Origin of the sequence: Pseudomonas sp. BLCC-B112 (assembly GCF_028550695.1) — a bacterium.
In the GTDB taxonomy this organism is placed as follows: Bacteria; Pseudomonadota; Gammaproteobacteria; order Pseudomonadales; family Pseudomonadaceae; genus Aquipseudomonas; species Aquipseudomonas danubii.
On record NZ_JAQQGK010000003.1, the window covers coordinates 128809 to 144474 of the forward strand.

The following is a 15666-nucleotide window of genomic DNA, read 5'->3' on the forward strand; positions in this document are numbered from 1 at the left end:
TGCGACCGAAGGCTGTCAATCGCCCTTTACGTAAACGTCAACTTGCGCCAGAGTAGCAGGGCTTTCGATTGGAGCCAGGCTTTTTCGCACCATCGGCCAGGCTCCTGAACACCCACTAATAAAGACAATAGGGGTCGTCATGGAACACTCGGGTTTCCAGCCGGATCGCAGTTACACCCGTGGTACGCAAGACAAGCCATTGCTGGCGCTGACCATCGGTCAGGCCTTCGACAACACCGTCGCTGCCTATCCCCAGGGGGAAGCCCTGGTGGTGCGTCATCAGCAGTTGCGCTACAGCTGGCAGCAACTGCGCGAGGCAGTCGACCTGCATGCCAGGGCGCTGCTGGCCTTGGGGCTGAAGACGGGGGATCGACTGGGGATCTGGGCCCCCAACTGCGCCCAGTGGTGCATCGCCCAATTTGCCAGTGCCAAGATCGGCGCGATCCTGGTGAACATCAACCCGGCCTATCGCAGTTCCGAGCTGGAATATGTGCTCAAGCAGTCCGGCTGCCAGTGGCTGATCTGCGCCGGAGCCTTCAAGACCTCTGACTACCACGGCATGCTGCAGGGGCTGATCCCCGAGTTGGCGGAGCAATCCATCGGTCAATTGCACTGTGAGTGCCTGCCGGAGTTGCGTGGAGTGATCAGCCTGGATGTCCAGCCGCCCTCCGGCTTTCTGCCCTGGTCGCAACTGACGGCCCTTGCCGCTGGAGCCACCGCCGAGCAATTGCAGGCGCGCCAGGACAGCCTGGATTTCGATCAGCCGGTGAATATCCAGTACACCTCCGGCACCACCGGTTTCCCCAAGGGTGCGACCCTGAGTCATTACAACATCCTCAATAACGGTTACATGGTGGGAGAGAGCCTGGGCCTGACCGCGGCAGATCGGCTGGTGATCCCGGTGCCGCTGTATCACTGCTTCGGCATGGTCATGGGCAACCTGGGCTGTATCACCCACGGCACCACCATGATCTACCCCAACGATGCCTTCGACCCGTTGCTGACCCTCAGTACCGTGGCCGAGGAGCGGGCTACCGGCTTGTATGGGGTGCCCACGATGTTCATCGCCATGCTCGACCAGCCCAGGCGTGGTGAGTTCGACCTGTCGAGCCTGCGTACCGGGATCATGGCCGGTGCCACTTGTCCGATCGAGGTGATGCGCCGGGTCATCAGCGAGATGCACATGAGCGAGGTGCAGATCGCCTACGGCATGACGGAGACCAGTCCGGTGTCGTTGCAGACGGGTCCTGCCGATGATCTGGAGTTGCGGGTCACCACCGTGGGCCGTACCCAGCCGCACCTGGAGAGCAAGATCATCGACGAGGCCGGCAATCTGGTGCCCCGGGGCACCATCGGTGAACTCTGCACCCGGGGTTACAGCGTCATGCTCGGTTACTGGAACAATCCCCAGGGCACCAGTGAATCCATTGATCAGGCGGGCTGGATGCACACCGGCGACCTGGCCACCATGAACGAGCAGGGTTATGTGTGCATTGCCGGGCGCAACAAGGACATGATCATCCGCGGTGGCGAGAATATTTACCCGCGGGAGCTGGAAGAGTTTTTCTTCACCCATCCTGCCGTGGCCGATGTACAGGTGATCGGCATTCCCTGCGCCAGGTACGGAGAGGAAATCGTCGCCTGGATCAAGTTTCATCCCGGGCATTGCGCCAATGAAGTCGAGCTGCAGGCCTGGTGCAAGGAGCGCATCGCCCACTTCAAGACGCCGCGTTACTTCAAGTTCGTCGAGGAGTTTCCGATGACGGTAACCGGCAAGATCCAGAAATTCCGCATGCGCGAAATCAGCATCGAGGAGTTGCGCGAGCAGGTGAGCAGGGTGTGAGCATTGCTGGAGCGTGCATCTGGACGGGTGCACGCTTTATGGGCGAGAAGGGCAGGCAAAAGCTAAATCGCAGAAAGCACAAAGGGGAGCCGAAGCTCCCCTTTAATTTGTCGTTGCGTGCTCTTTTTTATTATTGAGGGGCGGTCTATTGTTGTTTTTGGCAACCGTGGCCCTTTACCGCTGTTTTTGGCGATCCCCATCCGGGATCAAGAGCAAACGTATTTTTTTGAGCGCTGATCTAACGTGTCGCCAGGGCGATCCAACCAGTTCGGGAGCTACCTCAGGGTAGTTTTATTGTTCTCTGACCGGTTGCGGGTGGCTCTTGCAAGCCCTCCTGCACATCACATCCTCTCCAAAAAAATCTGTTAGCTGCGTCTCTGCCGTGTTGTTTTTGTTATGTCAGAGTCGTTACGTCTTATTTTTATTAGGTTTGCTGCTTTTTATTCTTGTTATGCCATAGAGATAGCAGAAGCCGTGCCAACTTTTTAAAGTCCTTTAAAATCAACAGCTTGATGTTTTTGTAGGACAATCTGCGTCGCAATAAAATCGACAAACTGTTTCCGTGTTACTCGTTCCCGCCACCGTTTAGAGCGGCCGGTAACACCCGGCCGCACATTGGCTCACCCGGCGCTACGTGCCTTGGCCACACGAGAACCGCTGGGGCGGCCCAGCACCGTGCAGATCTGCCGGCCAGCATCGATCAGGCGATCCATGTCGATACCGCTGTGTATGCCCAGGCCGTTGAGCAGGTACAGCACATCCTCGGTAGCAACGTTACCGCTAGCGCCCTTGGCATAGGGGCAGCCGCCGAGGCCGGCGATCGAACTGTCGAACACCGCGATGCCCTCCAGCAGACTGGCGTAGACGTTGGCCAGCGCTTGGCCATAAGTGTCGTGGAAGTGGCCGGCGAGCTTCTCCCGTGGCACCTGGGCGCCCACCACTTCGAACATTCTGCGGGTGGCGCCGGCGGTACCGGTGCCGATGGTGTCGCCCAAGGACACTTCGTAGCAGCCCATGGCGTACAGCTCACGGGCCACCAGGGCCACTTGCTCCGGGGCTACCTCACCTTCGTAAGGGCAGCCCAGCACACAGGACACATACCCGCGCACGCTGACGTCATGCTGCTTGGCGGCCTCCATGATCGGCACGAAGCGCTGCAGGCTTTCGCTGATGGAGCAGTTGATGTTGCGCTGGGAGAAGGACTCCGATGCGGCGGCGAACACCGCGACTTCCTTGACCCCCGCCGCCAGGGCGTCTTCGAAGCCCCGCAGGTTCGGCGCCAGCGCGCCGTAGACCACCCCCGGCTTGCGCTGGATGCGGGCGAAGACCTCGGCCGAACCGGCCATCTGCGGTACCCACTTGGGCGAGACGAAACTGCCGACTTCTATATAGCCCAGGCCTGCCGCCGTCAGGGCATCGACCAATTGCACCTTGTCCTCGACGCTGATGGGCTGGGCTTCGTTCTGCAGACCGTCGCGGGGGCCCACTTCGATCAGGCGTACATGGCTGGGGAGTGACATTCAGGTTCACCTTCTATGAGTGAGGGCGGATGCCGGCGCGAGCGGCGCAGGTGTCCCAAGGATTATTGTGCGGTGCTTTTCTGGTTCTGGATGGTTTGTTCCAGCGCCTGGGTACAGCGCTCTTCGGCGGTGTCCAGTTCCAGCTTCATCTGTTCGATGTCGAGCAACTGCTGTTCGAGCTGCTCACGGCGCTCGCCGATTTTCGCCAGCATGCTGTGCAACTGCTTCAGGTTGCCGCTGCTGGGGTCGTAGAGCTCGATGAGTTCACGGCATTCGGCCAGGGAAAAGCCGATGCGCTTGCCCCGCAGGATCAGCTTCAGGCTGACTTTGTCCCGAGGGGAGTAGATGCGTTCCTGACCGCGACGCTCAGGGGCCAGCAGGCCCTGCTCTTCATAGAAGCGTATGGCCCGGGTGGTGATGTCGAGCTCGCGGGCGAGGTCGGAGATGCTGTAGGTCTGGCTGCTCATGGAGGCGCTCAAGGTGGGACTTGGCGCTAAGCTAAAGGCAGGTTTACGTATACGTCAAGCAATCCGCGTCGATCCCGTTCGCCGGCAAGCCGGCTCCTCCAGTGAGGGCTTGCCGGCGAAGGGGTCAGGCTGTCTGCTGGTCGAGTTTCTTTTCGTGGGCGGTCACCTGTTGGCACAACTCGATCATCTGTTCGCGCATCCAACGGTTAGCCGGGTCCTGGTCGGTGCTTTCGTGCCAATAGAGGTGGGTTTCCACCGGTGGTACATCATTGACCGGCAGATTGAAGGCCTGCAGGTCATGGCGTCGGGCAAAACGTTCCGGGACGGTCATGACCATGTCGGTTTGTTGCAACACTTGTGAAGCCATCAGGTAGTGCTGGGAGCGCAGGGTGATCTTGCGCTGGATACCCATCTTGCCCAGCGCCAGGTCGACATGGCCCAGGCCGCTGCGACGGCTGGAAATATGGATGTGGGTCAGGGACAGGTAGTCGTCCAGGGTGAACTTTTCCTTGCCGGCCAGGGGGTGCCCCTTGCGCATGGCGCACACGTAACGGTCTTCCATGAGCTTGACGTGGCGCACCTGGGGGTCGGTGTTGAGGGGGGCGTCCACGGCAAAGTCCAGGCGCCCGGCTGCCAGTTCCTTGGTGGTCTCCCGGCGCTTGGAGAGGAAACTCTCGATGATCACCGCCGGTGCCAGGCGGCGCAGGCGTTGGAACAGGGGGGGCAGGATCACTGCCTCGGTCAGGTCGGTCATGCTGATGCGGTAGGTCTTGACCGCTTGCAGAGGGTTGAAAATCCGACTTTCCTGGACTGAAACCCGCAGCAGTGACAATGCATTGCGCACCGGGCCGATGATGTTCTGTGCCATGGGGGTGGGCACCATGCCCTGGGCGGTCCTGACGAACAGCGGATCATTGAAGGTCTCGCGCAGACGCGCCAGCGCGTTGGACACCGCCGGTTGGGTGATGCCGACGATCTGCCCGGCGCGGGTCAGGTTGGCTTCGGTGTAGATCGCGTCGAAAACGATGAAGAGGTTGAGGTCGACCTTGCTCAGATTCATGGCGCTGCACTCTTATTGTTAGGGCCTGTGAGGGAGGCTCGGAGGCCTTTCGGATCAGCCGATCATATATCGGTGATGAATGTTAATACACGCCGAGAATAGGCTAGGTAAATTTTCGTAGCTGATCTAGCATCGATTTCAGTCCCCCAACACCCGTTCTTCACAAAGGTAGAACTGCCCATGGAATTCGCCTATTCCCCCAAGGTTCAAGAGCTGCGTGAGCGCGTCACCGCGTTCATGGATGCCTATGTTTATCCGGCTGAAGCGGTCTTCGAGCGTCAGGTTGCCGAAGGTGATCGTTGGCAGCCGACCGCCATCATGGAAGAGCTCAAACTCAAGGCCAAGGCTGAAGGTCTGTGGAATTTGTTTCTGCCTGAGTCGGAACTGGGGGCCGGCCTGACCAACCTTGAATATGCGCCACTGGCGGAGATCATGGGCCGATCGCTGCTGGGCCCCGAGCCGTTCAACTGCTCGGCGCCGGATACCGGCAACATGGAAGTACTGGTGCGTTATGCCAGCGAAGAACAGAAGCAGCGCTGGCTGGAGCCGCTGCTGCGTGGCGAGATCCGCTCCGCGTTCGCCATGACCGAGCCGGATGTGGCTTCCTCCGACGCCACCAACATGGCGGCCCGCGCGGTGCGTGACGGCGATCAGTGGGTCATCAACGGCAAGAAGTGGTGGACCTCGGGCGCCTGTGATCCGCGTTGCAAGATTCTGATCTTCATGGGCCTGAGCAATCCGGATGCGCCGCGTCATCAGCAGCACTCGATGATCCTGGTGCCGGTGGATACCCCCGGGGTGAAGATCGTCCGTCCACTGCCGGTGTTTGGCTACGACGATGCGCCGCATGGTCACGCCGAAGTGTTGTTCGACAACGTCCGCGTACCTTATGAGAACGTGCTGCTGGGAGAGGGGCGTGGTTTCGAGATTGCCCAGGGCCGCCTCGGTCCGGGCCGCATTCACCACTGCATGCGTTCCATTGGCATGGCCGAGCGGGCGCTGGAATTGATGTGCAAGCGTGCGGTGAATCGCACCGCGTTCGGCAAACCGCTGGCTCGCCTGGGGGGCAATATCGACAAGATCGCCGACTCGCGGATGGAGATCGACATGGCTCGGCTGCTGACCCTCAAGGCGGCCTACATGATGGACACCGTGGGTAACAAAGTGGCCAAGAGCGAGATTGCCCAGATCAAGGTGGTGGCGCCGAATGTGGCCCTGCGGGTGATCGACCGGGCGATCCAGATTCACGGTGGGGCCGGGGTATCCAATGACTTCCCATTGGCCTACATGTACGCCATGCAGCGCACCTTGCGCCTGGCCGATGGCCCGGATGAAGTACACCGCGCGGCCATTGGCAAGTACGAAATCGGCAAGTATGTGCCGAAGGAAATGCTGCGCAGCAGCCATTGATGATCATGCAGCCGGCCTGCCGGGCGACGCCTGTGGCAGGCCGGTTGCTGTGTATTCAGTACACCCAGACTTCTACGCGCCGGTTCTTGATCCGGCCCTCGTCGGCGTTGTTGGCCGCCACTGGCAGCTCAGCGCCGAAACCGCGGATCTCGCGAAACACCACGCCGCTTTTTACCAGTTCCCTGCGCACTGTCATGGCCCGCAGCTTGGACAGCAGTGCAGCGCGTGCCGGGTCGCTCTTGGCATCCCCGAATCCGGCCAGAGTGACGTGCCGGTTCATCTTGCCGTGCTGGCGCAGGTAATCCAGGACGCGATTCAGGTCCTGGCGTGCCTTGTTGTCCAGATTGGCGCTGCCCTCCTCGAAGCGAAAGTTCACGCTCAGGCGTTGCGCGTCCTGGCTCAGTTGCTGGTAGGCCTTGGGCATCTGTGGGCTGGGCGTTACCCGCATGGCTTGCACGGTCTGGGCGACAAAGCCGTTGGCGGCGACGATGGCCTGGCCTTTGGCGCTCTGGGCAAAACTCACCAGGGCGTCCGCCCAGGGGTTCTGCCCATTGGGCGGCAAGTACAGGTACAGACGCCGCGACAGTGGGTAGTCCTCAGTGGCGATCAGACTGTTGAGGGGCGGCATGGGTTGGGAGTCACCGTCGATAATCGCCACGGCCTTGGCCTGGCGTACGTAGGGCAGGCCGATGAAGCCGATGCCTTGAGGGTCCCGGCTCACCGCGTCAGACAGCTGTTCGCTGGATTCGAAACGCTTGGCCGCCGGGTTCAACGCCTTGCCGCGACGGCTGAGGACCAGCTCCTTGAAGGTGTCGTAGGTACCGGACTGATCATCCCGGGCATACAGGTGGACCGGCCCGCCCGTGCTCCCCAGCTCTTCCCAGGTCTTGATCTCGCCACTGAACAGGCGGGCCAGTTGCTCGGTGCTTAGCTGGCTCAGCGGATTGCGCGGATGAAGGATGATTGCCAGCCCGTCGATGGCGATGACCTGTTCGGCGCCAGGGCTTTTCAGGTCTCCCAGGCTTTCCAGCTCCACCAGTTCGCTGTCCTTGATCGGTCGTGAGGCGGCCGCAATATCGGCCTGGGCGTTTTTCAGTGCGCTAAAGCCGGTACTCGAACCGTGGGCGGCAACGTCCACTCTGACTGTCCGACCTTGGGCGCTCTGTCCTAGAACGCGTTTCTCATTGTCCTTGCCACCGCCCTCGATCCTGACGTTGTGCAGACCCTGTTGTTCAAGCAAGCCCTTGACCAGCGCCGGGCCAAGCTGGGCGCCGATGGTGTTGGAGCCCTGGATACGCAGCACGGCGGCATTGTCGGGCGCCAGGGGCAAGGCGGCGAACACCGACCAAGGCAGGGCATAGCAAACAAAGCCGATCAGAAACAGGCTGATGGTCCGGCACCAGATATCTCGTTCACTGACGGTGGAAGCGCGGGGCATGGCGGCACTGGCCTTCTATTGAGAAAGAGGAGAGTGCTGGCGAGATTAAGTCAGGGAGGTGACAGGTATGTGACGGGCGGCACTTTCTGGCGATAAATGGCGAAAGTCCTACATCGTAAATAGCTGTTTTCTCTAGATTTTTTGAGACTTGTCCTAAAGACCAGTCTTCGGAGGCTGCGTAGAGTTGGCAACTTTGTCTGGCGGGGATTGGGGCGACTGCCAACGCGTCATCCCCCCGCAGATGCCTCGGCAGTGTTGTGCTGCTATTTCGTAGTAAGCAAAGGAGTTACAAATGAGTGCCTGGTTCGAGCTGAAGCAGTATGGCAGTGGTGCATGCAGATTCTTGCTGAAGACAAAGGAGGCGCAGACCATGCTTCAAAGCGACCGATTCCCTTGCCGGGACAGTGCCGAGGCGGCTCTCGGCCTGTTCCGCGCACACTGCGCTTCTCCTGAGCGCTACGTCAAGAAAATTTCATCGGGCGGTAAACCTTATTTCAAGCTCAAGGCCGGCAAGGAAGTGATTCTGGTCAGCCATTTGTACGATTCGGAGCCCACTCTCGAGAGCGCCATCAACGCCATCGCAGCAGCCGGCACCACTGAACGGGTTGAAGTGGTCCACATGTAAGCGGTAGTAAAAAGCCCATCTTGCGATGGGCTTTTTTGTGCCTGTGAATCAGCTCAACTCGAGCCAGATCGGCGCATGGTCAGAGGGCTTTTCCATGCCCCGCAGTTCATAGTCGACGCCGGCGTCCTTGACCCGGGGCAGCAGCCCCTGGGATGCCATGATCAGATCGATGCGCAGGCCACGCTTGGGTTCGTCCTCGAAGCCGCGACTGCGGTAGTCGAACCAGCTGAAGCGATCGTTCACCTCGGGGTTCAGGTGACGGAAGCTGTCTACTAGACCCCAGTTCTTCAAGCGTGCCATCCACTCGCGCTCTTCCGGCAGGAAGCTGCATTTGCCGGTCTTGAGCCAGCGCTTGGCATTTTCGGCGCCGATGCCGATGTCGCAGTCTTCCGGGGAAATATTCACGTCACCCATGACCACCAGGGGCTGGTCGTTGCTAAAGCGATTTTCCAGCAGGTGCTGCAGGTCGCTGTAGAAGCGTTCCTTGGCCGGGAACTTGGTGGGATGGTCGCGGCTTTCACCTTGGGGGAAGTAGCCGTTCATGATGGTCACCGGCGTGCCGTTGGCATCGGCGAAAGTACCCCAGATAAAACGCCGCTGGGCGTCTTCGTCATCGCCCTCGAAACCTTTATGCACGGCCAGTGGTGCCTGGCGCGAGAGCAGGGCGACACCGTAATGGCCCTTCTGGCCGTGGTAGTGCACGTGGTAGCCCAGGGCCTGGACGTCGGCGAGGGGAAACTGCTCGTCGGCGACCTTGGTTTCCTGCAGGCCGATCACGTCCGGCTGGTGTTTGTCGATCAGCGCCGCCAACTGATGGGGGCGGGCGCGCAGCCCGTTGATATTGAACGAGACGATCTTCATGGTCGGCGGTCCTGGCAAAACAGCGATGCTAGCTGACTACGCCCGGGTCGACCAGCATGGCAGCCCCGCGAATGCGCTGCTAATGTCCTTGAGCGTGGGAACGATCAGCGCCGCGCCAGGTTCGTAATAACAAGAGTGCGGCCATTCGAGCCGGGCCCAGGGGAGAGTGACCGACATGCCTGATACCGCCAACGCCATCGCCGATATCCATATGCTCGACAGCGGCTATTCCCGTGAAGCGCGGTCGCTGCTGTACCAGGCCTATCGCCATGAGCCGACCTTCGGTTTCATTTTCGAATCCGAGCGTGCCGGTTATGAACAGCGGGTGCGGGCCACGGTCCGCGAGCTGGTGAAACAGCATTTTCTGCAAGACCTTCCGGCCATCGGCCTGCTCGTCAACGACCGCTTGATCGGCATTGCCCTGATCGCCCCACCGCAACGCCGCCTGGGCATTACCGAAAGCTGGGCCTGGCGGCTGCGCATGGTGCTGAGTACCGGGTTTCGTTGCACGCGGCGCTATCTGGAGTACCACGAGTCGGTGCAGGCCTGCCTGCCCGGCGATGCGGTCCATGTGTTGCCGTTGCTAGGCGTGCACCCGCAATTCCAGGGGCAGCATTTCGGCGAACAGTTGCTGGAGGCGGTGCACAATTGGTGTGCTGTGGATGAGCATTCCCAGGGCGTGGTGCTGGATACGGGTAATCCGCGCTATCTGGAGTTCTATAAACGTCAGGGTTATGAAGAGATCGGAGAGATCGCGGTAGGGCCGGTCCGCGAGCACGTATTCTTTCATCCGAACCCGCAACTCTTACAAAGAGCAACAGCCTGATATAGAACTTTCCCAGCACTTGAGCGCTCTATCGCCCCCCCAAGCTCGTGATAGCATCCGCGCCTATGAAGTTTCCAGGAAGATTTACCAGCGGCTTTTTGCTGTTGTTCACAAGCTGTGCGGCGCTGGCGCAGAGCGAATTGGATGTCAGGGTAAAGCCCGCCAATGACGAGCTGAAAGCCAATGTGGAAGGTTACATTGGCGGTGTCGGTGATCGCGATGAAGAAGCCCTGCTGCGATTCAGCCGGGGCGCCGAGGAGCAGGCGAAGAAAGCCGCCCAGGCATTGGGCTACTACCAGCCGCGTATCGAAAGCGAAGTGCGCGGCGGCGAGAAACCCCGCCTGTTGTTGCGTATCGACCCCGGTGAACCGGTGCATCTGCGCAACGTGACGATCCGGGTCGAAGGCCCGGCAGCGTCCCTCAAGTCCTTCCGCACCCCTGACAGTGACCAGCTCAAGCCTGGCGCTGTGCTCAATCATGGCCGTTACGAAGATGCCAAGCGCCTGATCCAGAACCAGGCCTCGCGCTACGGTTTTTTCAGCGGGCGTTTTACCCGCCAGCAATTGTCGGTAGACCCTCTGGCCGGGGTGGCGGACATCGAACTGGTGTATGACAGCGGTCCGCGTTATGCCCTGGGCAAGGTCAGCTTCACCGGGGATTCTTTGTTCGACGAAGACCTGTTGCGGCGCATGGTGCCCTTCAAGAACGGTGCTCCCTACGACTCGGAGCTGATTGCCGAACTCAACCAGGCGCTACAGTCCAGCGGCTATTTCGAGGGCGTGCGGGTCGATGCCGCGCCCACGGCTGCCGAGCACGAGGTGATTCCAGTGGCGGTCCGGCTGGAAACCCGCAAGCCCCGGACCATGGGGCTTGGCCTGGGCTACTCCACCGACGTCGGCCCCCGGGTCAAGGCCAACTGGACCCGGCACTGGGTCAATCCACAGGGTCACAGTTATGGCTGGGAGGCCGAAGTCTCGGCGCCCCGGCAGAACGTCGGCCTGTGGTATGACATTCCCCTGGACCCGCCCCTGACCGACAAGCTGCGCTTCGCCGGTGGTTATCAGAATGAAGAAATCTCCGGCACCGATACCCTGAGTAAGTTGCTCACAGTGGGCCCCGAGTGGCACAGCAAGTTGCCCAGCGGCTGGCAGCGCGTGGTCTCGCTGAAGTATCAACGTGAGGAGTATCGCCTTGGGGACGACTCGGGCCTGAGTAATCTGCTGATGCCTGGCCTGACCTATTCCTACCTGCGCAGCGACAATCGTATCGATCCGCACAACGGTTATCGCATTCAATTCGATACCAAGCTGGCCAAGGAAGGCGTGGGCTCCGACACCAACCTGTTGTACGGAACGGTCCTGCTCAAAGGCCTGACCACGGCCTGGGACAATCACCGCTTTCTGGGGCGTGTGCAGTTTGGAGGCAGCGCCACCAACGGTTACAAGTCCATTCCGCCGTCCTTGCGCTTCTTCGCCGGTGGCGACCAGAGCGTGCGTGGTTACGACTACCAGACCCTGTCCCCGAAGAACTCCGAAGGGGATCGCATCGGCGGGCGTTACATGGTGGCTGGCAGTGTCGAGTATCAGTACTCCATTGCCGAGAAATGGCGGATCGCGACCTTTGTCGATCAGGGCAACTCGTTCAACAAACTGGAGCTACCGAACCTCAAGACCGGGGTCGGTGTGGGGCTGCGCTGGGTGTCGCCGGTAGGTCCGATCCGGGTCGACCTGGCCCACGCGATGAATGACGACGGTGGGATTCGCTTGCACTTTTCCATGGGGCCAGAGCTTTGAAGCGCACCTTGAAGACAACGCTGCTGGCGATTCTTGCGCTGGTGATCCTGACCCTTCTGGCCTTGACCACGGTGCTGGGGACCCAGGCCGGCAGCCGCTGGGCCCTGGGCCTGGTGCCGGGGCTGACCCTGGACAATTTCCAGGGCCATCTGGGTGGCCAATGGAGCACAGACCATCTGCTCTGGCAGCAGGACGGCAGTCGGGTCGAGCTCGATTCGGTGAAATTTGCCTGGTCTCCTGCCTGCCTGTTGCGCATGACCCTGTGCATTGAGCAGTTGGAGGCCGATCAGGTCAGCCTGCAGTTCGCTCCCAGCAACGATACCGAAGAAAGCACAGGGCCCATCAGCCTGCCGGAACTGCGTCTGCCCGTGGCCATCGAGCTGGGACAGGTACGGGTCGGCCGCTTATTGTTCAACGGCAGTGAAGAGCTCAAGGGGCTGCAACTGGCGGCGCACTGGACCGCTCAAGGCTTGCAGATCGACTCGGTGCACCTGCAGCGCGATGACCTGAGCCTCGACCTGTCCGGCCTGTTGCAACCCAGTGGCGACTGGCCCCTGACGGCTCAGGGCACCCTCGGCTTGCCCGCTCCTGGCGGTGCTCCTTGGGCCCTGGCTATGCAGGTCGAAGGCGATCTGCTCAAGACCCTGAAACTCAAGGCCGACAGCAGTGGCTATCTGCAAGGGCAGTTGAGCGGTGAGCTGCAACCCCTGGTGGAGAACCTGCCGGCGCAGGTGCGGATCATTGCCGATGGCTTCAAGGCTAGCGCCGACCTGCCGGACACCCTGCAACTGGATCAGTTGGAACTGACCGGCAAGGGGGACTTGAAAAACGGCTATCAGCTCGACGGCAAGGCCAGTCTGCCGGCGGAGCAAGGGCCGGTGGCTCTGCTGTTGCAAGGCAAGGTCGACGCCAACGGCGCGCAGATCGCCACGCTGGACCTGCGAGCCAACGACAAGCAGAGCCTCAATCTCAGCGGTCAGCTTGATTGGAGCCAAGGCTTTTCGGCCGAGGCCAAGCTTGCCTGGCTGGATTTTCCCTGGCATCGCCTTTACCCATTGATCGAAGAACCGGCCGTGGCGCTGCGCAGCTTCAATGCAGAAGTGGCCTACCGGGATGGCAACTACCTGGGCAATTTCAAGGGTGACCTGGATGGCCCGGCAGGCGCCTTCAGCTTGAGCAGTCCCTTCAGCGGCGACCTGAGCAAGATCTTCCTGCCGCAATTCCAGCTCACGGCCGGACAAGGCAAGGCCCAGGGGCACCTGAACCTGCAATTTGCCGACGGTGTGGCCTGGGATACGGCGCTGGAACTGTCGGCCATCAACCCGGCCTATTGGCTGGCCGAGTTGCCCGGTACCCTGGCCGGCCCCTTGCGCAGCCAGGGGGAAATGAAGAACGAACAGCTCAAGGTCACAGCCGACCTCGACCTCAAGGGGCGCCTGCGGGGGCAGCCGGCCGTGCTGCTGGCCAAGGCCGACGGAGCAGGGGAGCAGTGGAACCTGAGTGCCCTGGATATCCGCCTGGGGGACAACCGCATCAATGGCTCCGGTAGCCTGCAGCAGAAAATCGCCGGCCAGCTGGACATCAAGCTGCCGCGTCTGGGCCAGCTATGGCCGCAGTTGCGCGGGCAACTCAATGGCCGGGTAGATCTGGCAGGCACGCTCAAGGCGCCACAGGGCAAGGTGGACCTCTCGGGGCAGCAACTGGCCTTTGCCGACAACCGCCTGCAAAGCCTCAAGCTGGGGGCGACTCTCGACGGCGCACAACAGGCCCAGGTGGATCTCAAGGGCAGTGGAATTCAGGCCGGAGACACCCAGCTTGGCACCCTGACCCTGGCCGGCCAGGGCGATATCAAGAAACAGAAACTGCAACTGGACCTGCAAGGCCCACTGTTGAAACTGGCCCTGGGGCTGGATGGCGTGCTGGATCAGGGCAACTGGCGGGGGCGCCTGGCCAGTGGCGATGTACAGACCGGCGGCCAGGACTGGAAACTGCAGAACCCGGCGAAGCTGGAGCGTTTGGCCAATGGCACCCTCAACTTTGGCGCCCATTGCTGGACCAGCGGCGATGCCAGTCTGTGTGGCGAAGACCAGCGATTGATGCCCGATCCGAAGCTGCGTTATCACCTCAAGCGTTTCCCCATCGACAGCCTGGCTCAATGGCTGCCCAAGGATTTCGCCTGGAAGGGCATGCTCAATGCCGAGGTACAGTTGGACCTGCCGGCCAGCGGTCCCAAAGGCCAGATCCTGCTGGATGCCAGTGGTGGCACCCTGCGTGTCAAGGACAAGGGCCAATGGCTGGACTTCCCCTATCAGGCGTTGAAGCTCGATACCCGCCTCAACCCGCGACGCATCGATACCCAGCTGCAGTTCGACGGCGGCAAGTTGGGCGAACTGATGGTCCAGGCACAGATCAATCCGTTGCCCAAAAGCAAACCGTTGTCCGGGGAGTTCCGCCTCAGTGGTCTGGATCTGTCCGTGGCACGGCCGTTTGTGCCCATGGTGGAGAAACTCAGTGGCAACCTGAACGGCAGTGGGCGCTTGTCTGGCGGGCTGTTGGCGCCCCAGGTCAACGGCAATCTGCAACTCAGTGGCGGTGAGGTCTCCGGTTCCGAGCTGCCCATCAGCCTTGAAGACTTGCAATTGAGCGCGCAGATCATGGGCGAGAGCGTGCAACTCAACGGCGGCTGGAAAAGCGGCAAGGCCGGGCAGGGCAACCTCAATGGCAATATCGCCTGGGGGCGTGCCTTGGCGGTGGACCTGAGCCTCAAGGGCACGCAGTTGCCCGTCACTGTCGAGCCCTATGCCGCGCTGGAAATGGCTCCGGACCTGAAGATCTCACTGCAAGACGACAAGCTGGCAATCGACGGCAAGGTGCTGATCCCCAAGGGGCAGATCACCGTACGCGAATTGCCGCCCTCGACGGTCAAGGTTTCCGATGACACGGTCATCGTCGGCCAGCAGACCGACGAGGGTAAGAAGCCCATGGCCATGGCGATGAACATCGATGTGGAGGTGGGCCAGGACAAGCTCAGCTTTGCCGGGTTCGGCCTTACCGCCAACCTGCGGGGGCATGTGCACATTGGCGACAACATGGATACCCGCGGCGAGCTGTGGCTCAACGACGGTCGTTACCGGGCCTATGGCCAGCGCCTGTCGGTGCGTCGTGCACGGTTGCTGTTTGCCGGCCCCATCGACCAGCCGTACCTGGATATCGAGGCGGTGCGCCAGACCGACGACGTGATTGCCGGCATCCGCCTCAGTGGCAGCGCCGAGCAACCGGCGACGCAGATATTCTCCGAACCGGCCATGAGTCAGGAACAGGCCTTGTCCTACCTGGTACTGGGGCGGCCGCTGAGCTCCACCGGTGAAGACAACAACATGCTGGCCCAGGCGGCCCTGGGCCTGGGGTTGATGGGCAGTGCCGAGCTTACCGGCGGCATTGCCAAGAACCTGGGCATCCAGGACTTTCAGCTGGACACCCAGGGCAGTGGCAACAGCACCAGCGTGGTGGCCAGCGGCAATATCTCCGAGAAGCTCAGCCTGCGTTATGGCGTCGGGGTGTTCGAACCTGCCAGCACCATTGCCTTGCGCTACAAACTGAGCAAGAAGGTCTACCTGGAAGCGGCCAGCGGCTTTGCCAGCTCCCTGGACATCTTCTACAAGCGCGACTTCTAAGGCTCGTCGCCAAAGGGGGCATGGCCCCCTTCTTGTCCACACCACCTCTCCCTGATCGAACAAGGCGCCCGCTGGTTTTCAAACCGGCGGCGCTGCGCCGTTGATCAATCAAATAAACAGCAAGCTAATCACTGCGTTGACATTGGCTG

At 61.0% G+C, this 15666-nt stretch carries 11 protein-coding genes; 6 read left to right on the forward strand and 5 right to left on the reverse strand.

Annotation, left to right across the window (positions count from 1 at the left end):
• Positions 1-139 precede the first annotated feature (139 nt).
• Entirely contained in the window at positions 140-1843 is a 1704-nt protein-coding gene (locus tag PQT43_RS09540) for an AMP-binding protein (protein WP_170003891.1), read from the forward strand.
• A gap of 620 nt (positions 1844-2463) precedes the next feature.
• Here the strand turns inward: PQT43_RS09540 and PQT43_RS09545 are convergent.
• The 3 genes from PQT43_RS09545 to PQT43_RS09555 form a co-directional block, all read right to left on the reverse strand.
• Positions 2464-3363: a hydroxymethylglutaryl-CoA lyase gene (locus PQT43_RS09545; protein ID WP_267268599.1), complete on the reverse strand. Its 900-nt coding sequence runs from the start codon at positions 3361-3363 to the stop codon at positions 2464-2466.
• A gap of 62 nt (positions 3364-3425) precedes the next feature.
• Complete coding sequence (locus PQT43_RS09550; RefSeq protein ID WP_102864696.1) at positions 3426-3830, reverse strand: MerR family transcriptional regulator; 405 nt, start codon at positions 3828-3830, stop codon at positions 3426-3428.
• A gap of 124 nt (positions 3831-3954) precedes the next feature.
• Positions 3955-4890 (reverse strand): LysR family transcriptional regulator, encoded by a 936-nt coding sequence (locus PQT43_RS09555; protein WP_102864697.1) that lies wholly within the window; start codon positions 4888-4890, stop codon positions 3955-3957.
• 180 nt (positions 4891-5070) lie between these two features.
• Here PQT43_RS09555 and PQT43_RS09560 point away from each other — a divergent pair, with 180 nt between their 5' ends.
• On the forward strand, positions 5071-6300 hold the full coding sequence (locus tag PQT43_RS09560; RefSeq protein ID WP_102881801.1) for an acyl-CoA dehydrogenase: 1230 nt from the start codon (positions 5071-5073) through the stop codon (positions 6298-6300).
• A gap of 55 nt (positions 6301-6355) precedes the next feature.
• Here the strand turns inward: PQT43_RS09560 and PQT43_RS09565 are convergent, their stop codons facing one another.
• A complete protein-coding gene (locus tag PQT43_RS09565; protein WP_272753764.1) occupies positions 6356-7738 on the reverse strand; it encodes a phosphate ABC transporter substrate-binding/OmpA family protein in 1383 nt (460 codons plus the stop codon).
• Positions 7739-8030: 292 nt separating this feature from the next.
• Here PQT43_RS09565 and PQT43_RS09570 point away from each other — a divergent pair, with 292 nt between their 5' ends.
• On the forward strand, positions 8031-8363 hold the full coding sequence (locus tag PQT43_RS09570) for a DUF1508 domain-containing protein (RefSeq protein ID WP_102881799.1): 333 nt from the start codon (positions 8031-8033) through the stop codon (positions 8361-8363).
• Positions 8364-8411: 48 nt separating this feature from the next.
• Here the strand turns inward: PQT43_RS09570 and xthA are convergent, their stop codons facing one another.
• Positions 8412-9224 (reverse strand): exodeoxyribonuclease III, encoded by an 813-nt coding sequence (xthA, locus tag PQT43_RS09575; RefSeq protein WP_102881798.1) that lies wholly within the window; start codon positions 9222-9224, stop codon positions 8412-8414.
• Positions 9225-9399: 175 nt separating this feature from the next.
• Between xthA and PQT43_RS09580 the strand changes: the two genes are divergently transcribed.
• The 3 genes from PQT43_RS09580 to PQT43_RS09590 all read left to right on the forward strand — a co-directional run bounded on the left by PQT43_RS09580 (position 9400) and on the right by PQT43_RS09590 (position 15517).
• Positions 9400-10050: a GNAT family N-acetyltransferase gene (locus tag PQT43_RS09580; RefSeq protein ID WP_213665656.1), complete on the forward strand. Its 651-nt coding sequence runs from the start codon at positions 9400-9402 to the stop codon at positions 10048-10050.
• Between the two features lie 65 nt (positions 10051-10115).
• Positions 10116-11843: an autotransporter assembly complex protein TamA gene (locus PQT43_RS09585; protein WP_123394613.1), complete on the forward strand. Its 1728-nt coding sequence runs from the start codon at positions 10116-10118 to the stop codon at positions 11841-11843.
• On the forward strand, positions 11840-15517 hold the full coding sequence (locus tag PQT43_RS09590) for a translocation/assembly module TamB domain-containing protein (protein WP_272753765.1): 3678 nt from the start codon (positions 11840-11842) through the stop codon (positions 15515-15517). Before PQT43_RS09585 ends, PQT43_RS09590 begins: the two co-directional genes overlap by 4 nt.
• Positions 15518-15666 lie beyond the last annotated feature (149 nt).